At 55.7% G+C, this 21,973-nt stretch carries 13 protein-coding genes and 7 pseudogenes; 10 read left to right on the forward strand and 10 right to left on the reverse strand.

The genetic code is table 11. From position 1 onward, the window contains the following. Nucleotides 1-73: 73 nt before the first annotated feature. From RBB80_RS12420 to RBB80_RS12435, 4 genes are all read right to left on the reverse strand, one after another. Nucleotides 74-301, reverse strand: a complete 228-nt coding sequence (locus RBB80_RS12420) for a hypothetical protein (RefSeq protein WP_433968473.1) — start codon at nucleotides 299-301, stop codon at nucleotides 74-76. Next, nucleotides 298-1,065, reverse strand: a complete 768-nt coding sequence (locus tag RBB80_RS12425; RefSeq protein ID WP_433968475.1) for a hypothetical protein — start codon at nucleotides 1,063-1,065, stop codon at nucleotides 298-300. The genes RBB80_RS12420 and RBB80_RS12425 overlap by 4 nt, the downstream gene beginning before the upstream one ends. A gap of 17 nt (nucleotides 1,066-1,082) precedes the next feature. Continuing rightward, on the reverse strand, nucleotides 1,083-2,042 hold the full coding sequence (locus tag RBB80_RS12430) for a hypothetical protein (RefSeq protein WP_433968476.1): 960 nt from the start codon (nucleotides 2,040-2,042) through the stop codon (nucleotides 1,083-1,085). Nucleotides 2,043-2,266: 224 nt separating this feature from the next. Further along, a complete protein-coding gene (locus tag RBB80_RS12435) occupies nucleotides 2,267-3,055 on the reverse strand; it encodes a glycosyltransferase family 2 protein (RefSeq protein WP_433968478.1) in 789 nt (262 codons plus the stop codon). Between the two features lie 657 nt (nucleotides 3,056-3,712). Here RBB80_RS12435 and galE point away from each other — a divergent pair. Both galE and RBB80_RS12445 read left to right on the forward strand, forming a co-directional pair. Beyond that, a complete protein-coding gene (galE, locus tag RBB80_RS12440) occupies nucleotides 3,713-4,792 on the forward strand; it encodes a UDP-glucose 4-epimerase GalE (protein ID WP_433968480.1) in 1,080 nt (359 codons plus the stop codon). A gap of 770 nt (nucleotides 4,793-5,562) precedes the next feature. Continuing rightward, nucleotides 5,563-6,194 (forward strand): annotated as a pseudogene (locus RBB80_RS12445) (IS481 family transposase); the annotation flags it as partial. A gap of 130 nt (nucleotides 6,195-6,324) precedes the next feature. Here the strand turns inward: RBB80_RS12445 and RBB80_RS12450 are convergent. Beyond that, nucleotides 6,325-6,516: pseudogene (locus tag RBB80_RS12450) on the reverse strand (integrase core domain-containing protein); the annotation flags it as partial. Between the two features lie 77 nt (nucleotides 6,517-6,593). Between RBB80_RS12450 and RBB80_RS12455 the strand changes: the two are divergent. Both RBB80_RS12455 and RBB80_RS12460 read left to right on the forward strand, forming a co-directional pair. Further along, nucleotides 6,594-6,887, forward strand: coding sequence for an IS110 family transposase (locus RBB80_RS12455; RefSeq protein ID WP_433968481.1), 294 nt, complete (start codon nucleotides 6,594-6,596; stop codon nucleotides 6,885-6,887). Between the two features lie 4 nt (nucleotides 6,888-6,891). Next, on the forward strand, nucleotides 6,892-7,227 hold the full coding sequence (locus RBB80_RS12460) for a hypothetical protein (protein ID WP_433968482.1): 336 nt from the start codon (nucleotides 6,892-6,894) through the stop codon (nucleotides 7,225-7,227). A gap of 166 nt (nucleotides 7,228-7,393) precedes the next feature. On the opposite strand, the pseudogene RBB80_RS12465 reads toward RBB80_RS12460, so the two are convergent. Further along, nucleotides 7,394-8,232: pseudogene (locus tag RBB80_RS12465) on the reverse strand (IS3 family transposase); the annotation flags it as partial. A 1,187-nt stretch (nucleotides 8,233-9,419) separates the two neighbouring features. Between RBB80_RS12465 and RBB80_RS12470 the strand changes: the two are divergent. From RBB80_RS12470 to RBB80_RS12490, 5 genes and pseudogenes are all read left to right on the forward strand, one after another. After that, the gene (locus RBB80_RS12470) at nucleotides 9,420-11,657 is read left to right on the forward strand and encodes a N,N-dimethylformamidase beta subunit family domain-containing protein (RefSeq protein WP_433968483.1); all 2,238 of its coding nucleotides are present in this window, start codon (nucleotides 9,420-9,422) and stop codon (nucleotides 11,655-11,657) included. After that, nucleotides 11,552-11,800: pseudogene (locus RBB80_RS12475) on the forward strand (DUF4082 domain-containing protein); the annotation flags it as partial. The gene RBB80_RS12470 and the pseudogene RBB80_RS12475, both read left to right, overlap by 106 nt. A gap of 929 nt (nucleotides 11,801-12,729) precedes the next feature. After that, nucleotides 12,730-14,331 carry a DUF4082 domain-containing protein gene (locus tag RBB80_RS12480; protein WP_433969643.1) on the forward strand — a complete coding sequence of 534 codons (1,602 nt, stop codon included), beginning with the start codon at nucleotides 12,730-12,732 and terminating at the stop codon, nucleotides 14,329-14,331. Nucleotides 14,332-14,730: 399 nt separating this feature from the next. Beyond that, nucleotides 14,731-15,407, forward strand: a pseudogene (locus RBB80_RS12485) (IS6 family transposase). A gap of 233 nt (nucleotides 15,408-15,640) precedes the next feature. After that, nucleotides 15,641-15,760: pseudogene (locus tag RBB80_RS12490) on the forward strand (SDR family oxidoreductase); the annotation flags it as partial. A gap of 220 nt (nucleotides 15,761-15,980) precedes the next feature. Here RBB80_RS12490 and RBB80_RS12495 read toward each other — a convergent pair. Together RBB80_RS12495 and RBB80_RS12500 are read right to left on the reverse strand one after the other, a co-directional pair. After that, nucleotides 15,981-16,841, reverse strand: a pseudogene (locus tag RBB80_RS12495) (IS3 family transposase); the annotation flags it as partial. A 113-nt stretch (nucleotides 16,842-16,954) separates the two neighbouring features. Continuing rightward, complete coding sequence (locus tag RBB80_RS12500) at nucleotides 16,955-17,113, reverse strand: hypothetical protein (protein WP_433968484.1); 159 nt, start codon at nucleotides 17,111-17,113, stop codon at nucleotides 16,955-16,957. A gap of 428 nt (nucleotides 17,114-17,541) precedes the next feature. Here RBB80_RS12500 and RBB80_RS12505 point away from each other — a divergent pair, with 428 nt between their 5' ends. Continuing rightward, nucleotides 17,542-19,809, forward strand: coding sequence for a Tex family protein (locus tag RBB80_RS12505; protein WP_433968486.1), 2,268 nt, complete (start codon nucleotides 17,542-17,544; stop codon nucleotides 19,807-19,809). A 548-nt stretch (nucleotides 19,810-20,357) separates the two neighbouring features. Here RBB80_RS12505 and RBB80_RS12510 read toward each other — a convergent pair. After that, nucleotides 20,358-20,735: a response regulator gene (locus RBB80_RS12510; protein WP_433968488.1), complete on the reverse strand. Its 378-nt coding sequence runs from the start codon at nucleotides 20,733-20,735 to the stop codon at nucleotides 20,358-20,360. A gap of 87 nt (nucleotides 20,736-20,822) precedes the next feature. Then, nucleotides 20,823-21,431 (reverse strand): response regulator transcription factor, encoded by a 609-nt coding sequence (locus RBB80_RS12515; protein ID WP_433968489.1) that lies wholly within the window; start codon nucleotides 21,429-21,431, stop codon nucleotides 20,823-20,825. Between the last annotated feature and the right edge of the window lie 542 nt (nucleotides 21,432-21,973).

The raw sequence follows: 21,973 nt of genomic DNA on the forward strand, positions 1-21,973 counted from the left end.
TCACATCTAAGGTCTCTAGTATCTTCTTCGCGGCCTCCGAAGGCGACCCCGTCTAGGTTCGTTTACTGCTTACTCACCGCACCAACCGGAACTCGATGCCGTCGTTCGCATCCGGCGGATGCCATCGGGAGAGATACAGAGCTGTGTCAGCTCGTGCTCGTGTCAGGATGACAGCATCAGCTCCGCGCAGCCGCGCAGCGTAATTGGCGTGAGTACCACTGCGCGCCGCTGGTCCAACGTATCGATACTTCAGCACAACACGCCAGTCCGACCACGAGCTTATATCAAAGCCTCTGGTCACAAGCTCCAAGGAGGAGTTTGCAAATACTGATGGAAGCTTGCGGTGATGTGCATCCAGAAGCTGCCCCCAAACGGGGGTACCGGCTCAATCTCGTGTGGCGAGCCACGTGAAAGTGATTTCAGCATAGCTTCGCGATAATCGCGCGTGCGCAGCAAGATAGACCATGTCTCTGCAGCTTCCGGCGACAGCCGTAAGCCATCTCGAAGAGCCGCCGCCCGGACGCTTTCCGCGGTAAGTAAACCAGTGTCGACGGAAACGGTGCGGTCGATATAAACGATGTCACCCCTGTACGAATCCAGATACGGCTTTCGCACTGGAGTGATGTCCTGCACCGGAAGTCCTGAGTAGAAGCTCAGAATTAAATGGTCGTTTGGAGCCGCGTAGAATTTTGTCGTGCGCTCCAAAGGCATGGCCCCGAGCTGGTCCAGCAAGATTGCATCCTCCTTCCAGGAGCCTCCCGAAAACGTCTCGTGCCAATTCAGCTTGTGGCCCGTCACGAAGAAAATCACCAATAGGACCATAGGAGCCAGCACTACCGAATGGCGCGGTACCAGGACACGCGCGATGGCCGCGGAGGCCACGGACGCGAGCAGAAACAGCGGTCCCCAGTAACTCAGGTTTAGCCGGCTTCTGTCGAAACTGACCGTTGGCGCGAATGCGAAGAACGTCGCGTATCCACAGGCAGCCCAAACACCCAGAAACAAAAGAACGGGGCCGAGCTGCTTTGCGGGCGTCGCCAGACGTCGTGAAACACGGGGCTTCATCACACCCACCCAAGCGGTCAGCAACGCGAGGAGGATGCCCCTATCGCCGAGGACGCGTGAACAGGCGGATATCGCCAAAAATCGGCCGGGAGATTCAACAATGGCCAGGCACGCGGGATGCGCCCCTGTTGTCGGTAGAACTCCGTTGCGATGATCCACGGCAGCGTCCCCGCGGCCACAAGTACCGTGAAAGCGACCAGCTTGCGTACGCCCCCTCCATGCTGACGAACGATCAGAGGTGCAACCAGCAGCCAAACGAGACCAGCCGCAAAGAAACTCAGCAGATGAGTGTGAAAGAGCAGTGTAAACGCGACCGCCGCAATATAGACGTGTTTCCACTTGCAATCCTTCACGAATAGCCACAGCGAAACGGCGCATGCCGTTGTCAGGGCGACTTCAGCGGAGTAATAGCGAGCTTGATGGGAGATGGCAAGGTGATACGGGTAAATAGATCCCACAACCAGTCCTGCCCAGGCTGCGTCGGGGCCATAGAGCCTCCTCCCTCCGGCAAACACCACCGCGAGAAATAGCAATCCAAAAAGAACCGCAGGTAATCGGGCTGCCCTGGTACGGCGCTTGCGTTCACTTAAATCATGCTTTACCGAACCTGCCCGATTCGCTTCATCCGGAGCAATTCCATGAAGTGCAAACGATCCCGCTATGGCGTACAACGGAAGCCAGCCATGATAAATGGCGACGTGCTTGTCTGAGTAACTCAAGTCGCGAAACTCGTACTCCGCGTTTCCCGGCCACGGTTGGATCAGGGTGTTCTCATAAATCGGAATTCCAAGATATGTATCCGTCGGATAGCCATTTTCGAGAATCGTTAGCGCGTTGATCGAAGACTCGGCTTCGTCCACCCAAAACGGCCGCTCATCCAGGTAAAGCATTCGAATGGCAAATGCTGCGACCAGTACGAGAGCGACCAGCGAGGCTTCGACAATTCGCCTCGTGCGAGCTGAAGGATCCATCGTCATATACAAATTCCCAGTTTCCGAAAAATTACCACGTGAGTATTACTGGAATCATCGCCTTTCTTATGGCTACTTGCTTCGCCCGCCAATTACATTGTCCGGCTGCGCAGGCCTATCATCCTGACACAAGCTGATGTAGTTCTGTATCTCTCCCGATGGCATCCCCGATTGCGAACCACTGCATCGAGTTCGGGTCCATGCGCTGAGTAAGGCGGCTTAGACAGAGCTTACTTTCGGAGGCCGCGAAGAAGATACAGAGAGACCCCAAATGTGAGTGTTCCCGCGGTGAGAAGGGCTGCCAGCCGGACGGGACGATAGATAAGAGCGGTTTTGGTAATCACCCCCAAAAAGCGGAGGCCATCCCGGCCGGCCTTCAACTTGGAGTCGCCTACACGCTCGTGGTAGGGCATATCAATTTCGACAAGCTTAACGCGAGCTTCGCGATCGAGTAGCGCACGTGCACTCATGGCCGGGGTGAAGTGCAGACCACTAGGCAAGGGGCGCAATCGGTTATAGGCTTCTCTCCGAACAATGCGCATGCCGCTGGCAGTGTCGCGAATGCGACGGCCAGAGAGCAGAGTGAGAAGGCCTGCAAAAAGCAGATTGCCTACCTGCCGAGGCAGCGGCATTTTGGTCTCGGGGTTCAGCCTGCATCCGAGCACGACGTCAGCATGTTCGTTCCACAAAGATTGGGCAAGGTTGGCGAAGAACCGGGGATCGCAAGTTCCGTCAGCATCCAGAAAAGCGAGAAGGTCGGCATCCGATCCTTGCCAGGCGTGCTGGATGGCGGCGCCGTAGCCTCGATTCTTTTCGAAAACGACTACTTGAACATTGTGGGTGTACCGGCAGGCCAGGTCGACTGTCCGATCCGTGGAGCCGTCGCTAACGACTGTGATGGCGACTTCAGTGATCGGTGCGTTGGCGATAATCTCATCCCTTGCCCCGAGACAGCGCTGAATAATATTCTCGATGTTTGCTTCTTCGTTCAGAGCCGGAATGGCGATGAGGAGCTTCATTCAATTACAGTCGTTCCCCAAAAGCCTGCACGTAAATCACCAAAGCGGTGATATTAGAACTCCGCACGCTCCCGGCAGGCTCCCTGTTGACCGGAATCTGTGGATCCGATATCTACCCTCTGAATTGAACCCGTCGGTGGGCGCAGCACAGGAACATGAACGAAGAAGCGAACTGAATTGCCTCTACATCGCACACAACTATACATAATATGCAAAAAAATGGGACTCACATTCGTTTACGGTTAGATTTGGCCCCGGTTTGACCCAGTGATCTCTGAAAAAGGGCCATCAGTATGGCCATCTATTTGCTGTTTACTGTCGCGCGAGGATAAAGCACAGTACATGGCTGTCCCTCTCATGGTCCACTTTGGGTAGTCGCAATTCTGGCGGTGTCCGGTCTTTGGTCGATCAACTTCAAGGCAAAGCGTCGCCGCGCTGAGTCCAATACTGTGCAACCCTAAGCAAACTTTAGCCTCCGACCCGGCGACGCGGTCATCATTCCTGAGGAGAGAACATGAACGACTTGGATTGCCTTGGCATATCGAAGACAAACCCAAACCGAGAATCTCCAGTTATCACTGCCTCAAAAAACTGGGACAGGTCAGGCCCTCGTATAAAGAGGAACGAGCTTGGAACGATGGCACACGGGAGTTCTTCTTGAGAGTTCTCTTGGTAGGTGGAGCGGGATACATAGGATCCCACGTTGCCCTGCGTCTTAGCGAACGTGGCTTTATCCCGGTAGTTTACGACAACTTTAGCACTGGGCATCGGAGGTTTGTAGATAAATTTGAAATTATTCAGGGCGAAATGGCTGATTACGAATGCTTGCGCCACTCCCTTAAGAATGTCGACGCGGTGATGCACTTTGCGGCCAAAGCCTACGTCAGCGAATCCATTCTTAATCCCAGGGAGTACTACAGAACTAACATCGCGGACGCTCTAACTTTACTCAATGCAACAGTAGATACCGGGATAACCAAGTTTATCTTTTCTTCCAGCTGCGCTGTATACGGAGCACCGGAGCAGCTTCCTATCCGAGAAACAACACCACGAAATCCAATGAGTCCTTATGGATACACGAAGGCGGCTTTTGAAGATGCATTGAAAAGCTACTCGGCCGCGTACGGCCTCAAGTTTGTCGCCTTGCGATACTTCAATGCTGCTGGTGCGGACGAGTCGGGAATGTTGGGGGAATTGCGATCGACGGAGACCCATCTAATACCACTTGTCCTAAAAGCAGCTTCAGGACACTCACAAGCAGTTAGCATTTTTGGGAATGACTATGACACTCCCGATGGCACTTGCATCCGTGACTATATCCATGTTAATGACTTAGCTTCTGCGCACGTTAGCGCTCTAAATCTGTTGATCAACGAAGGGGAATCTGATGTTTTTAATTTAGGGACCGGAAATGGATTTTCCATTTTAGAAGTCATCTCTGCCGCGGAAGAAGTATCCGGTTTACCTGTTCCACGGCTAATTCTCCCAAGAAGCCTTGGAGATCCACCGATCCTTGTTTGCGATGGGGAGTACGCCAGGAAAAAGCTCCGTTGGTCCCCTCAACGTGGTTTGATCGAGATACTTAGAACCGCATGGAAGTGGCAGGTCGCTAGTCAGCATGACTCTCCGCTTGCACCCCACGTCCGCTGCCCAGCGCTAGACACCACTCGCGTTTGGGCACCGCCATCAAGCTCAGGATACGCACCAGACGGCAGTGCGCCAGCCCATCCACGATGAAGTCCTTGTCCTACTCTGATGTTAGCTCCAGACAATCCGGCCGACGCCATTGGATCGCCTAGCAGACGCTTGCGTTTCCTGCATCTCACCGCCAGCCCCACTACAGCGTATAGATGCCGCGATCTTCGGAGGGTGTCCGTTATCAGTTCTCGGTTTTGTCGTTGAGGATGACTCCTGCGCAGGTAGAGAGAGACAGGTGACGACCTCATGGATAACCCCTCCGGGGCTAATACCCGGGTGCTCTAAGCGATTCCGATTATGTCTGAAAGATTTTGGTAACACGGCTGGTAACACCGAATTTTATCTACCGTAATCTATTGCTTCCGGAGATATTCGAACCCTCCGACCGCTCCCGCCGAGGGAGTACAACGGGTCTGGATCATCTGGCAGCATGTGGAGAACTCGTCGCCTTAAGTCCCGATGGTAACCCACTCGCACTATCGGACGGTCGGGAAGGGGACATCTTCTTCTGGATTCATGATTTTCCGTTTGCTGGCTGCTTCGGAGCATATCTTTTCTACAATAATGTGCAGCAGCCCTTTCCGACCCAAATCTACAGGCCGCACCAGAAGGATTTCGCAGATGCCTAAGCGATCTTAATTTGATCACCACAGCGAATCTCCTTGAACAGCGATGTTGAGCCTGACCCTACATCGCTGTTCAAGGATGGCATTTCCCAGAAGCGATATAAACAGCTTCGCGTGCGACTCTAGGTGTTTAGTCCCGGCATTTGATGGTGAATACTTTTCCAGAGCGTGGAAGGAGGCACTATGGGACAGATTTTGCACCGGAGCGCCACAACGACGGAGGCGGTCCGTCAAGCGATACAGCATAGTCAAGAGAGCCTGAGGGTGCTGGCTCGGCGGCATGGCATCGACCCGAAGACGGTTGCCAAGTGGAGGAGTCGTGAGTCCGCGGCGGATCGCCGGACTGGGCCAACCGTTCCAAAGTCCACGGTTCTGTCTGTCGAGCAGGAGGGCCATGATCGTGGCGTTTCGCAAGCACACGCTGCTGCCGCTGGACGACTGCCTCTATGCTTTGCAGGCCACGATCCCTCAACTGACCCGATCTTCGCTTCATCGTTGTCGGAAACCCATGGCATCAGCCGTCTGCCCGAGGTGGAAGGAGACAAGCCCGGGAGGAAGAAGTTCGACAGCTATCCGATCGGCTTCTTCCACATCGACCTGGCCGAGGTGAGAACGGCCGAAGTCAAGCTCTATCTTTTCGTGCCATCGACCGGACCTCAAAGTTCGCCGTCGTCGAACTCGTGGAAAAAGCTGACATGCGAGCTGCCGCTGCCTTCCTCGAAGCGCTCGTAGAAGCTGTTCCGTACCGCATCCATACGGTGCTCACCGACACCGGAATCCAGTTCGCCGATCTGCCGAAGAACCGCCAGGGACCAACCGCACGCTTCCGTGGGCATCCCTTCGACCGAATGTGGATGGCTGCCGGACGGGGCGTGAAGAGCTGGGGAGCGCGCAACGATTCCCGGCACTTTACGCCCCGTGAGATTGGTTTCAGTCGCCCAGGCTTCTGATCGTGTTGTAGTGAACCCGCCAGCGTTCGGCCAGAACCTGCACCTCCTTGAGCGAGTAGAAGATTTCTCCGTTCAGGAACTCATCTCTGAGCTTCGAGTTGAAGCTCTCGCAGTAACCGTTCTCCCAGGGACTTCCGGGTTCGATATAGAGCGTCTTTGCACCGGTATCAGCCAGCCATTTGCGAAGGTCTTTGGCGACTTCCTGGGCCATGGCTGGCTCCTAAGCTGAACGTATGCCTAGTTTCACTTAGGAGAGAACCAGCCATGTCCCTTGTCCAGCCTACTCAAACGCCAGCGGTTCTGGTAGCCATTGATATCGCCAAGCTGCGTCACGATGTCTTGATTGAAGCGCCGGGATGGAAGAACCGCAAGCGCCTGATTCTGCCCAACACTGCGGCCGAGTTCCGGCTCTTTGCCGATTACCTCCATGGCCTGAAGCATCCCGTGCGGGTCGTCTTCGAGGCCACCGGCAACTACCATCGGCCACTTGCCCACTTCCTGAGAGCGAAGGATTCATCTGGAGTTGATCGCTTCCTTAGCCGTGGCCCGTACCCGTGAAGCGATGCATAACTCCTGGGACAAGAATGATCCGAAGGACGCCCAAGTCCTGCTTCATCTGCTCAAGACTGGCGTGACTCAGCACTACCATGACCCGCTCACGAACCAGATCCATGGCTTTCAGGAGCTGTCGCTGACCTATGCTCAGATCTCGCTGGAGAAGACACGGACGCAGCATCGGCTCGCGTGGCCCATGGGATCATCAAGACCGGAACCGACTTCCGCTGCTTCTATGAAGCAGCGGCGCCAAGTGGAAGAGCCGCTTCACCTGGGCCGTCGAGGCCGTGAGGACCTCGTAGATAATGATCCGGCCTTCCACTTGGTTGAGATTTCATTTTGAGTACAGTGGAGACTGCGCACCCTCGGCAGATCTCGTGTCGCTATGGTCGAACGCTCAGCCCTTGCTCGTGGAAGCCACTTGGAGGTACAGTCGTCATCAAGAACATCCCATACGGGATGCTAGGGAACCTTCTCTTCTCTCCAGCTTTTCCTTCCTGTGTTAGTACGTTGTCGGAACGGATATGTTCTGGAACGCCCTTGATCACCATCACATCAACCAGCGCCTCGATCACTTTGGCGCTGCTCCATCGCCGTTCGGGACGCACCAGCAGACTCTCCCTGGTATGCTCATCGATCAGGTTCAACATCCGCACCGTCCTCCCGTCATGCGTCTTAGCACTCACGAAGTCATAGCTCCAGACATGGTTGGTGTGCTGCGGACGCAGCCGCACGCACGACCCGCCGTTGAGCCACAACCGCCCTCTTGGCTTCTGTCTCTGTGGAACCTTCAGCCCCTCACGACGCCAGATCCGCTCTACCCGGTCCTTGCCAACCTGCCAGCCTGTCCGCTGGAGCAACGCCGTGATCCGGCGGTATCCATAACGGCCATACTGACTGGCCAACGTGATGATGGCCTGAGTAAGCGTGTCCTCGTCTTCCCGCTGTGTCGGCCGATAGCGCTGGGTGCCGCGTGGCGGCTTCGCCACACGGCCGGCCTGCCGCTCGCTCATGCCATGCGCATCACGCGCATGGATCACTGCACAGCGCCGTCGTTCAGGGCTTAGAAGTTTCCCGAGGCGATGTCCTTCAACACCAGCTTCTCCAGGCTCAACTCGGAGACCAACCGCTTCAGCTTTGCGTTCTCCTGCTCAAGCTCTTTCAGGCGCCGAGCTTGGTCCACCTTCAATCCACCGTACTCCTTGCGCCAACGGTAGTACGTCTGCTCTACGATCTCGGCTTCCTTGCACGCCTGTGGCAATGTCTTGCCATTCGCTACTCCCACCTCAACCTGCCGCAGCAGGTTCACGATCTGCTCCGCTGTATGCTTTTGCCTCGCGTCATACATAGCTCCTCTTGTTCCAGTTTTATCGCTTCTCAACTGGTACAAAAGGGGCCAGGCAGACCAGAATCACGAAGCTCTACTCGCTCCATGGAAACTCGACGAGATCCCAGCTTGCCCAGAAGGGATGATGCTGGCCCGTGCGTTCCTCATTAGTTGCGGTGAAGGGGTCAACCGTATTGGCACCGAAGAGCCATCAGACCGCATCACAGATATTACTGCCTGCTATATGGCCGGGTTCCCCGGCAGACACAGCAATCGCCTTTGCAGATCGACAGCTGGGCATTTGCCGCAGTGGGTGGTGGCGCAGATTTGTTGGAACCGGTTGAATCGTGGACGCTGAACAGCGGAGGGAAGATCAACCGGCATCACTCCGGCTGCGACTCCCTCGGGCGCCCGATTTGTTTTGTGGAGTCAGGAAGCTAATATCTGTGGAAAACCTCGATACCTAGGGGGACGACCTGAATCAAACCGGAGCCCATTGAAGTTCTATCGATTCGTCACGAAGAAGACTTGAGGAGTGTCACTCACAATCATGTAGCAGCTTGGCAGCGATTCATCTTAGCACTCCTTCCAACAAGCGCGGTCTTAACAGAGCAGAGAAAGCCATCGTTCTAGCCAGTCATGCGGGAATCCAGTGTATGCTTTCACCCAAGCCGCTCCAATCGGTACCGCCAACGTATTGGTATGAGATTTCTGCAATTTGTCTCGCAATGGCGGGCGACGCCGACGCGGATGGCACGGTGCTCACCTGCATAATCTGTTTGGCGTCGAAAAAATTGAAAGTCGTAGATTATCTCGCCGTTGTTGCCGATAATTACGGAGCATTTACACCGATTCGCTGGCCCTAGGTAAACGGCTGCAAATTGCAGTAGAAAGTGCTGCAGAGACCAAACGACTCAGTTTTTTCTTCAAATATGCAGAAGGATGTCGCTAAGGTTGCAAATTCATAGTTCGGACTGTCCAATCAACCGTCGTGTCCGTTGAAGGAATAGTGTTTATATTTTGGCACCTTACGTGCAGCGAAGGGAAAGTAAGGGCGCTGCATGGCCGATCCACCCGAAGATCCGAAAACAACATCGGCCAAATTTGGCATTTGTGGCGGCAGCCGATTCCCGGATTGCTTTCGTTCATACGTAGCAATTCGAGGAGGAATTCGGCTCACCAACTGTGCACTGCCGAGGTAAAATCCAATGAAGGGCACAAAAACAAAGACATCGTCAACGATATGGAAGCTCGACCCGAATAGGATCTTTGAGTTGGCGCTGCGAGCGGCGTTGCTCGCGCTTTTTGGATTTTGTGGTCAAGCCCATGCTCAGTGCAACAATCCTGCTAATCCGATTGTGGCTGAGAATTGCCTACCGGGAAACCCTGCCAGTGAGTGGGATGTGGGTCCTCAAGATGCTGGTGATCCGACCATCCAGGGTTTTGCCAGCGATATAAGTGTGAACCAAGGCGGGACGGTGTTCTTCAAGATAAGCACGCCGGCAACAGCTTATACGATCAACATCTATCGCATGGGTTATTACGGTGGCATGGGTGCGCGCAAGGTAGCCACCATCTCGCCATCTGTTCCTCTCCCCCAGCATCAACCAGCCTGTATCACAGACCCTACTACAAAGCTATTCGATTGCGGCAACTGGGGAGTATCTGCCTCTTGGCAAGTACCTGCAAATGCCACCTCTGGGATTTACTTCGCCCATCTCGTGCGGACAGATACCGGTGGAGACAGCCACATCGTCTTTATTGTGCGAAATGACAGTAGCCACTCGGCCATCCTATACCAAACTTCTGATGAAACATGGCAGGCTTACAACTACTACGGTGGAGGGAGCCTCTATGGTCCTTCATCGCCGACCTTCGATATCAGCAACCGATCTTACAAGGTCAGCTACAACCGCCCCTTCTTTACGAGGAATTTTGCGGATGAATCGGATAGCTGGGTGTTCGGCCCTGAATTCCCCATGGTTCAGTGGCTGGAAGCAAATGGTTACGACGTGACCTATTTCACAGATGTAGACGCGGCACGTAATGGGACACTGATTCAGAATCACAAGATCTACATGGATTCTGGTCACGACGAGTATTGGTCGGGGCCGCAGCGGGCCAATGTGCAGGCAGCTCGCGATGCCGGCGTGAACCTGGCTTTCTTCAGCGGCAACGAGATGTTTTGGAAGACGCGTTGGGAGAACAGCATTGATGGAACTAACACGCCGAACCGAACCGTGGTCTGCTATAAGGAGACTCTCGCCTTTGCAAAATTGGATCCTAGTGATCCACCGACCTGGACTGGTACGTGGCGGGATCCGACTTTCAGTCCGCCAGCCGATGGAGGCAAGCCAGAAAACGCCCTGACCGGCAACCTCTTTATGGTCAATGGCACAGGTCCTGATAATGACGGCAGTCTCACCATGAAGGTGCCTTCGGACGACGGCAAGATGCGCTTCTGGCGCAATACTGCCGCTGCTACACTTGCGCCGAATGGAACCTATACGCTCCCGATCGGATCCCTTGGCTACGAATGGAACCTGGACGTAGATAACGGATTCCGGCCAGCGGGGGTCTTCCACCTCTCAACTTCGACGTACAACATGACCGTTGATCTGCTCTTGGATTACGGCGGAACCTACGGCGCTGGAACGGCAACTCATCATTTGACGCTCTACCGCGCACCCAGTGGTGCTCTGGTCTTCAACGCTGGAACGGTGAACTGGTCGTGGGGTCTTAACAGTAATCACGACAATCCATTTGGTTTCCAGAATCCAGCACCAGATTCGAACATGCAACAGGCCACAGTGAATCTGCTTGCCGACATGGGGGTGCAGCCCGCCACGTTGCAGCTAGGCGTAACACCTGCGAGCGCTTCTACGGATACGATTCCGCCTGCCTCGGTCATTACCGCTCCGGCAAGCAATTCCACCCTGATAGCCGGAAAGAGCATTACGGTAACCGGATTGGCGAGTGATTCTGGAGGCGTCGTCGCAGGAGTTGAGTTTTCTGGGGATGGCGGTAAAACCTGGCATCCTGCTACGGGGCGTTCTAACTGGAGCTTTGTGTGGACCCCCAATGCTGTTGGTTCGATAACACTTTTGAGTCGTGCGGTCGACGACAGTGCCAACATCGAGACGCCTGGCAGCGGAGTCAGCGTCAATGTCGTGCCGGCGACTTGTCCTTGTAGTATCTGGAATTCGTCAAACATTCCTGCAACGGTGGATAGCGGTCCTGACAACGCTGTCGAGCTGGGGGTCAAGTTCCGTGCGGATGCAGGGGTTCGATCACCGGCATTCGTTTCTATAAAACCGCCACGAATACCGGTACCCATACAGGCCACCTTTGGTCCAGCACAGGAACCTTGCTGGGGACCGCAACTTTTGCAAGCGAGAGCGCCTCTGGCTGGCAGCAGGTTAGCTTCACGACGCCAATACAGATAGTTGCGAATACAACCTACATTGCTTCCTACTTTGCGCCGGTGGGACACTACTCGGATAATTCAAACTTCTTTGCACAGTCTGGTGTCGATAACCCTCCACTTCACGCACTGGCCAACGGCGTTGATGGTCCAAACGGAGTCTACGTCTACGGCTCGGCAGGCGGTTTCCCCAATGCAAGCTTTCAATCAACCAACTATTGGGTCGACGTCGTGTACACAAACACCCCCACCTTTACGATCAGCGGGACGATCAGTGGCGCTGGCGGTCCAGGAGCCACGGTGAATCTGACTGGAGCGGCCACCGCTACGGTGACTGCAGATGGGTCCGGAGTCTATACCTTCTCCGGGATAGCGAACGGCTCGTACACGGTCACGCCCACCAAGGCTGGCTTTACCTTCACGCCGGCCAGCCAGGCCGTCACGGTCAGCGGAGCAAATGCGACGGCGAACTTCTCATCGGCCGCGCAGGCTACCTTTACGATCAGCGGGACGATCAGCGGCGCTGGCGGTCCAGGAGCCACGGTGAATCTGACCGGAGCGGCGACCACTACGGTGACTGCAGATGGGTCCGGAGTCTATAGCTTCTCGGGGATAGCGAACGGCTCGTATACGGTCACGCCCACCAAGGCTGGGTTTACCTTCACGCCGGCCAGCCAGGCCGTCACGGTCAGCGGAGCAAATGCGACGGCGAATTTCTCGTCGGCCGCGCAGGCTACCTTTACGATCAGCGGGACGATCAGCGGCGCTGGCGGTCCAGGAGCCACGGTGAATCTGACTAGAGCGGCGATCGCTACAGTGACTGCAGATGGGTCCGGAGTCTATAGCTTCTCGGGGATAGCGAACGGCTCGTATACGGTCACGCCCACCAAGGCTGGGTTTACCTTCACGCCGGCCAGCCAGGCCGTCACGGTCAGCGGAGCGAATGCGACGGCGAATTTCTCGTCGGCCGCGCAGGCCACGAGCAGCACCATCTGGAATTCGTCAAACATTCCTGCAACGGTGGATAGCGGTGATGGCAACGCTGTCGAACTGGGTGTCAAGTTCCGTGCGGATGCAGGGGTTCGATCGCCGGCATTCGCTTCTATAAAGCCGCCACGAATACCGGTACCCATACAGGCCACCTTTGGTCCAGCACAGGAACCTTGCTGGGGACCGCAACTTTTACTAGCGAGAGCGCCTCTGGCTGGCAGCAGGTTAGCTTCGCAACCCCAGTACCGATAGCTGCCAATACAACCTACATTGCATCCTACTTTGCCCCGGCGGGACACTACTCGGATAATTCAAAATTCTTTGCACAGTCTGGTGTCGATAACCCTCCACTTCACGCACTGGCTAACGGCGTTGATGGTCCAAACGGAGTCTACATCTACGGCTCGGCAGGCGGCTTCCCCAATGCAACCTTTCAATCAACCAACTATTGGGTCGACGTCGTATACACAAACACCTCAACCCCCACCTTCACGATTTCCGGGACGATTAGTGGCGCTGGCGGTCCAGGAGCCACGGTGAATCTGACTGGAGCGGCCACCGCTACGGTGACTGCAGATGGGTCCGGAGTCTATACCTTCTCCGGGATAGCGAACGGCTCGTATACGGTCACGCCCACCAAGGCTGGGTTTACCTTCACGCCGGCCAGCCAGGCCGTCACGGTCAGCGGAGCGAATGCGACGGCGAACTTCTCATCGGCCGCGCGGGCCACTTTTACGATCAGCGGGACGATAAGCGGCGCTGGCGGTTCAGGAGCCACGGTGAATCTGACCGGAGCGGCGACCGCTACGGTGACTGCAGATGGGTCCGGAGTCTATAGCTTCTCCGGGATAGCGAATGGCTCGTACACGGTGACACCCATCAAGGCTGGGTTTACCTTCACGCCGGCCAGCCAGGCCGTCACGGTCAGCGGAGCAAATGCGACGGCGAACTTCTCATCGGCCGCGCAGGCTACCTTTACGATCAGCGGGACGATCAGCGGCGCTGGCGGTCCAGGAGCCACGGTGAATCTGACTGGAGCGGCGACCGCTACGGTGACTGCAGATGGGTCCGGAGTTTATAGCTTCTCCGGGATAGCGAACGGCTCGTATACGGTCACGCCCACCAAGGCTGGGTTTACCTTCACGCCGGCCAGCCAGGCCGTCACGGTCAGCGGAGCGAATGCGACGGCGAATTTCTCGTCGGCCGCGCAGGCCACGAGCAGCACCATCTGGAATTCGTCAAACATTCCTGCAACGGTGGATAGCGGTGATGGCAACGCTGTCGAACTGGGTGTCAAGTTCCGTGCGGATGCAGGGGGTTCGATCGCCGGCATTCGCTTCTATAAAGCCGCCACGAATACCGGTACCCATACAGGCCACCTTTGGTCCAGCACAGGAACCTTGCTGGGGACCGCAACTTTTACTAGCGAGAGCGCCTCTGGCTGGCAGCAGGTTAGCTTCGCAACCCCAGTACCGATAGCTGCCAATACAACCTACATTGCATCCTACTTTGCCCCGGCGGGACACTACTCGGATAATTCAAAATTCTTTGCACAGTCTGGTGTCGATAACCCTCCACTTCACGCACTGGCTAACGGCGTTGATGGTCCAAACGGAGTCTACATCTACGGCTCGGCAGGCGGCTTCCCCAATGCAACCTTTCAATCAACCAACTATTGGGTCGACGTCGTATATGTTTCCAACTAAGGACGGACCCGTTAGCCAGCGAGATCTCCCGTCGCTACTGGCCGCCGAATGGATTGAGGCCCCAGGGAGCGTCTGCACAGGAGCGTGATTTGATGGTGGCGGTGAACAAACTATGTTGTTGCGTGCATTCGGCGGGGTGATGAGGTGTGGGATACGATTTGAAGTGTCGAGCAGGCCGTTTTCGGCCAATGAACACAGTACCCCGAGCAGGGCCAAGCGTTTGCGGTGCAGGTTGCGGTTGACCAGCGCGAAGTTGGCGCAGAGCCGGTTATGGTTCTTTTGATGCCGCGGTATTTCACTTTGTCGAAGCGGAAGATCGGTTTCAGGGCTCTGACGCAGACAGCATTCTGGAACCGATTGGAGTAGTGGATTGAAGCAAGAGACCCGGAGATGGGCGAGCTGAAGGGGATGAAGGAGCTGTTTGCGGGGCGACATTTTGATCGCAAGATCCTCGTCCTGTGCGCGCGCTGGTATCTACGCTACAAACTCAGCCTCCGCGATTTAGTCGAGATGATGGCCGAACTCGGTTTTGGATATTGCGCATACTACGATCATGCGCTGGGTACAAAGACATCTTCCGGAGTTCGAGAAGCGCTGGAATGGCTATGCACGCAAGAGCGGTCGCTCGTGGCGTGTTGACGAGACCTATCTGAAGGTCCGTGGCCGTTGGGTCTACCTGTATCGCGCCGTCGACCGCGATGGCAACACCGTCGCTTGATGGCTATGCCGCTTCGCATCGAGCAGTGCGTGAAATTCCAAACGAAGACAAGGCATGGGAGCGCACCAAGCTGCGATCTTCGAAATATCTGAACAATCTGATCGAACAGGATCATCGGGGTATCAAGTCCCGAACCAGGCCCATGCTCGGCTTCAAGAACTTCGACTACGCCGCCATCACAATCGCCGGCGTCGAACTGCTCCACCGTATTCGCAAAGGTCAATTTGATGATATTTTCGCCGGAACAAACCGTTGGATAGATGGCAGTCAGACTCGGAAAACCCGACTTCGTGGCAACCCTACCGAACTAATGTTTATGGAACGTTTTTCCTCAAACAAGCTGCACTTCCTGAGATGAAGCCCGGCGGCGTGATTCTGAACAGCTGCTCCATCGAAGCTTTCGTACCGAAGGACGAACTTGCACCTTACGCATAGACCAAGGCGGCTCTCGTCAGTCTCACCAAGAGCTTCTCAAGCTTTGTATCAAACACGCCATCCGCGTAAATGGCGTCACTCCAGGCCCTGTTTGGACCCCCTGATCCCTGCAACTAAGCCGGTGGAAGAGGTCCGCTCTTTGGTGAGAGCACCCTCTTAAAGCGCCCCGCTCAACCCGTCGAACAGGCGGCCGTTTTCGTGTTTCTAGCCTCTGATGATGCAAGTTACATCACCGGTGAGATCTATGGGGCAACTGGCGGAAAAACGCCAGTCTAGGAGAAGCCGAATCACAATATTAAGAGGCAGAAGGCATTAGCCTGCCGGAGCGGAAAGCCGGTCCAGGTTGCACTTAGCAGCAAAAACTAACACCTGACATGGACGAGCGCGTCAGAGTTGGAGCGCCTGACATCGTAGGAAACCTGTCTATTCTGACATCCGGTCGCAAGCTTCCTCCGCTTTCGTTCGCGAGGAGGTAGCGTCTTTGCACCTTTTCCGCCAGCCATTTGCGCAGGTCCTTCCCGACGAACTCCGGAACGTATGTGCTCCGGCACCCCTTTCCACACCATCACGTCGGCCAGTGCTCCGATGACCTTGGCCGAACTCCAACGCCGCTCGGCACGGATCATCAGGCACTCCCGCGTGGATTCATCGATCAAGTTCAGGATGCGCACACTGCGGCCATCGTGAGTTCGCGCACTCACGAAGTCGTAACTCCACACATGGTTGGGGTGTGTCGGCCTGAGCCGCACACACGAGCCATCGTTGAGCCATAACCGGCCTCTCGCTTTCTGCTTCTTTGGTACCTTCAGCCCTTCGCGACGCCAGATACGTTCGACTCGGTCCTTGCCTACCTGCCAGCCGGCTCGCTGGAGCAGCGCCGTGATCCGGCGATACCCATAGCGGCCATACTGGCTGGCAAGGACTACGATGGCCTGAGTCAGAGCATCTTCGTCTTCACGCTGCGTCGGTCGGTAGCGTTGCGTGCCTCTGGGCTGCCCCAACAGCAGGCACGCATGCCGCTCACTCACTCCATGCTCACAAGCATGGCTGACCGCACAACGCCGTCGCTCAGGGCTTAGAAGTTTCCCGCCGCGATATCCTTCAACACCAGTTTGTCCAGGCTTAGTTCAGCGACCAGACGCTTCAGCTTCGCATTCTCCTGCTCAAGCTCCCTCAGCCGTCGCGCCTGATCCACCTGCAGACCGCCATACTCCTTGCGTCAACGGAAATACGTCTGCTCCACGATCTCCGCTTCCTTGCAGGCTTGTGCCGTCGTCTTCCCGTTCGCCACCGCCACTTCAATCTGTCGTAGCAGGTTCACCACCTGCTCCGGTTGATACCTCTTCCCTCGTCCCATACAAAGCTCCTCTCATGCCAGTTTCTTATGTTTCTCACTGGCACAAAATTTGCCGGGCACTCCACCCCTGCAGATGATCACTTATTGAGCCACCACCTCTCGTATATACCGGACTAGTCCTCGCAGTTGCTCCAGACGTGGCGCAAGGCCTCGAATCGGATCGGAGGTGATATCAGGAGAGACTCATGCAGTCCGCCGTCGCCGAAGGGAACCGCAACTCCGTTGAGGTAAGCGGCCACTTGGTCGAAGCCGAAGAAGTTGACGGAGGTCATTTCCTTTCTTGTTGCCCGACTCTGGAGCGCTGTATTCAGCTTGGAGCAAAAGGCGCCATGTAGCGTTCTGGCAGTTCATGCATTCTCTGGCAGAGGTGCGGGAAATCGACCGGGATGAAAGCATTCTGCGCGCCCTTCGTTGGCCTTTTTTCATGGATTGCTTCCTTCGGATACATCCTCTAGAGAGAGGTGAGAGATCGGCAGATCGGGAAGGCAGGGACAATCCCGCCCTGTTTGTGGAAAATGGATTTGTTTTTCGGAGTGCTTCAGGAAAGGAGGTTTGGGCGCAGTTCGAAGGTCCCCTGGTTACTCCCCGTAGCGGCTGGCCTTCTGTGGGAGCATGCGGGGCAACCAACGCATCCATATATAATCCAGCTGGAGCCGCGCAGACCCGTTTTCCAGAATCTCTCCGGCTACGATAGGAGAGAATGCTTGACACCAAGGCACTGTCCCCCGAAGCTCTGCTGCAGATCACCAACTCCCTCAATATCTCTATGCACTCGCTGGTCGCGGTCATCGGTCTGCTCGACGAGGGCGGCACCGTACCTTTCATCGCTCGCTATCGGAAGGAGGCCACCTGCAATCTCGACGAGGTGCAAATTCGCGCCATCGAGGAAAAGCTCGCCTACCTCCGCGATCTCCTCGGCCGCCGCGCGACCATCCTCGCCTCAATCCAAGAACAGGGCAAGCTGACCGATGAGCTGAAGGCGAAGATCGAAGCCACATTTGACCGCGCAGAGCTGGAAGATCTGTACCTGCCATACCGCCCAAAGCGCCGGACGAAAGCGACAATCGCTCGCGATAAGGGCCTCGAACCGCTTGCCGACTACCTCTGGAATCGGCAGCCCACCTCCCGGCCGCTGCACCAGTTCGCTGCCACTTTCGTTAGCGTGGAGAAGGAAGTAGTCAGCGTCGAGGACGCCCTCGAAGGTGCCCGCCACATCGTAGCCGAGCGGATTAGCGAGGACGCCGACCTGCGCAAGTTGACTCGCCATCTGATGTTCGAAGAGGGCATCATCCAAAGCCGCCGATGCATCGATAGCGTCGACGAGCAGGAAAAGTTCAAGATGTACTACGAGTATCGCGAGCCGGTGAAGACAATCCCCTCTCACCGAATGCTTGCTATCCGCCGCGGCGAAAGCGAGTCGATCCTCTATTTCCTGATCGAGATCGATCCGCTCCGCGCGAACGGCCTGCTTCGTTCCCGCATCCTGCACGCCGACGGAGACTGGACGCCACAGCTCGAACTCGCCATCGATGACTGCTGGAAACGCCTCCTCAGCCCCTCCATCCAGGGCGAGATTCGCGTCGAGCTAAAGAGGCGATCCGACACCGACGCCATTCAGGTCTTCCGCGATAACCTGCAAAATCTCCTGCTCGCTGCGCCGGCCGGCCCCATCTCCGTACTCGGCATCGACCCCGGCCTGCGTACCGGTTGCAAGGTCGCCGTGGTCGACGAGACGGGCAAGTTCCTCGCGAACGATGTTCTCTACCTGCACACGTCTAAGAGCGCTGCCGGTGGGGCCTCCGACCGGCTGGTGGCAATGCTCGCGAAGTATAGCGTCCGCGCCATCGCAATCGGCAACGGCACTGCCTCACGGGAAACCGATGCTTTTGTCCGCGACACGCTGCGCCAGTATCACCTAGACAGCATCTTCTCGGTCACGGTCAGCGAGTCCGGGGCCAGCATTTACTCTGCCTCCGACGTCGCCCGCCAGGAGTTCCCCGATCTCGACCTGACCGTTCGCGGAGCCATCTCAATCGCACGCCGCCTGCAAGATCCGCTCTCCGAACTGGTCAAGGTTGACCCCAAGTCCATCGGCGTCGGCCAGTACCAGCACGATGTGGACCAACGCCAGTTGCAGCAGTCACTGGAGACAACCATCGAGAGTTGCGTCAACCGCGTCGGCGTCGACCTCAATACGTCCTCGTGGACGCTGCTGCGCTACGTCGCCGGAATCACCGAACGGGTCGCGCTAAACATTGTCACTCACCGCGACGAGCATGGCCGCTTCCGCTCGCGCAAGCAGCTCAACCAAGTCCCGGGCATCGGTGCGAAAACGTACGAGCAGGCTGCCGGTTTCCTGCGCATCCGCGACGGCGAGAATCCGCTGGATTGCACCGCCGTCCATCCGGAATCGTATCCGGTGGTCGAGAAAATCGCCCGCTCTCTGGATACACCGGTCGGCGAGTTGATCGCAAACCCTCAACTCCTGACCAAGGTCGATGCCTGCCAAATCGACGCAGGCGCGTTCACCGTCAAGGACATTTTGGAGGAGCTGCGCAAGCCAGGTCGCGATCCACGCGAGCAATTTGTCGCTCCCAACTTCAACGAAAAAGTTCGCAAGTTCGCCGACGTTCAGCCAGAAATGATCCTCGAAGGCGTCGTCACCAATGTCACCAAGTTCGGCGCATTCGTCGACATCGGCGTCCATCAGGACGGCCTTGTGCACATCAGCGAACTCTCTAACCGCTTCATTAAGGATCCCTCCGAAGCGGTCAAGGCCGGACAGATTGTGAAGGTTAAAGTGCTCAGCGCCGACGCAAAGACGAAGCGGATCGCCCTATCTATGAAGGCGCTCATGAGCCCCACGCCGAAGAATAGTCGGCCAAATTCACTGCAACCGGTTTCCAAAATGCACCCGAGCCTGAGCGAAAAGATCGCCAAGCTCTCGACCAAATGGAAGGTTTCCTGACCCACCGCTAGTTAGATTCGGGCACCCAGACCGAAGCGAGCCGAGCAGGAAAGCTGCGTCTCACGGTAGCTCCTCCGACTGAACGGCAGTTGACTAACCCGAAATAAATTGGATCATCTAATTGGCCGGCGGTCGGTGTTTCGGGTTACCGAGCCCTGTCCGAAGGTGCCGCAGCTTTGAACTTGCGACACTGTCTGAACTGAAAGACTTTTGCCCCACTGTGATCAGCTTGTTGGGCTGCGTGGCTGTCTATCTTCACAAGGGCAGGATCAGTGAGGAGCTAAACGAAATGTAAAGTCTCATTCTCGTGTGGCGTCAGATCCCCTCCAAAAGGGGGATTGTCACTCTTATCCATCGCAAATTGGAGGACATTATGTTCGAGCCGAGGACGCTCGGCGATCAAATGGGGCGGAGAGCCTGCGTATCTATCTGAAAATCTCCTCCAAACTTGCCTTGGCGCACACGGAAAGGCGATCGGCTTTGGAGGATATCCATGCCCTGAGATCTGGAGAAGACCTAGGTGATCACGAGCGAATATCATCCTCAGCCTACCTAGGGTCGCAGCACAGATTGTTTATTAGGGTCAAAAGTGCATCTCCATCGAGGGGCTTCCTAAAGAAGCCGTTCGCACCTCTGTTCAGATAGAGGGCTTCTGAGTTCTCGGATGGCTTGCCTGTGATAATGATCACAGGGACATTCAACTGCCTGCTTCTGACATGCTGAAGGAGTCCTAAGCCGCTCATCCGCCTCATCTCGACATCGGTTATGATGCAACTGGTGCGAGAGAGCGCACCCGACGTGAGAAAAAGTTCAGCAGATGAATACGCCTTCGCCTTATAGCCGCATGATGCAAGAAGGTTCTGAAGCGATTCGAGTACACGGTCGTCGTTGTCGATCACCGCGATCGTTCGAGCAAGTTCGCCCATCTCAATTCTCTCCAGCCCTCTATTGAACTCTACAAGAACGGACTGCTAAACCCACCCTACATATTCGTGTTAATTGCTGTGGATTGTTCAAGATTTGAGCTTTCCCGCTAGCTTGACTAACCTCGCAAAGGAATCCGCCTTCATCTTACGCATGATATTCCCGCGGTGTATTTGAACCGTGTACTCCGTGATCCCCAGCTCCCATGCAGCCTGCTTGTTCAATAGACCACTAACTAGAAGTGGCAGTACTTCCCGTTCTCTAGGCGTTAGCAAATGGTAGCGCGCAAGTAGGTCCGCCTGTTGAAGCGCTTCGCATCTTGCAATTCTGTCTTTCTCAAGGGCGTGTTCGACGGCGGCGAGGAGCACAGCTTCATCAATGGGCTTGGTGAGAAAGTCCACCGCACCACCTTTCATCGCCCTCACAGTGGAGGGAACGTTACCCTGTCCGGTAACAAAGATAACTGGAATTGATGCTTGATTCGAAACGAGTTTCTGAACTTCCAGGCCATCCATTCCGGGCATTCTGAGGTCGAGGATAAGGCATGCGCCGACGTCCCCTCGCTCAAAGCTTAGGAACTCCGCTCCCGAAGAAAACAATCGAACGTTTTTACCGTTTGCACGCAGCAAAGATGAAAGTGCATCGCACACCGTCGAATCATCGTCAACGATGTACACCATTTCGTTCGGCGATCCCATGAATGACCTCCTCCGCCTTGGTGGGCAGGCGTTTCCTATTCTATTGCGTGAAGGAGCCGGACATCTTTTTGCGGCAATCCGTTCGCTGAAAGAACAGGTTACGACAAGGGTTATATGTTGCAAACCACAAGAAAGATTCGATGATTACAAGCTGGCGTATTCTGTAAATATGGGTATCCAATACCGGCAGATCGGTGCGATCTCGGTATAGTCGAGAAGCGATGGCAGGGCCTTGCTAGCTCACCAGAATGGTGCTGTGACCAACATCATCAGAACTTGTCCTAGCCAGAACACATGCCCCCTCTGCTCCATCAAATGCCGATTGAGAAATAGCCACAACTAACCGTCGTTCCGAATTCCCCTGCTTTCTAGTCCCGAGTCGACGTGAACCGTCTCATCCTCCAAATACTACAGAGTGATGCACCCCAATATTCGCGCGGTGACATTTCATTCATTTGGGAGCTTGGTCCGGACGTGCTGAAATTGTGGCCGACGGAATACAGATCCAGCAGGTCCTTTTGAACCTAATCGAATGCAATTGA

Source organism: Tunturiibacter gelidiferens, from assembly GCF_051013345.1.
GTDB classification, from domain to species: domain Bacteria; phylum Acidobacteriota; class Terriglobia; order Terriglobales; family Acidobacteriaceae; genus Edaphobacter; species Edaphobacter gelidiferens_A.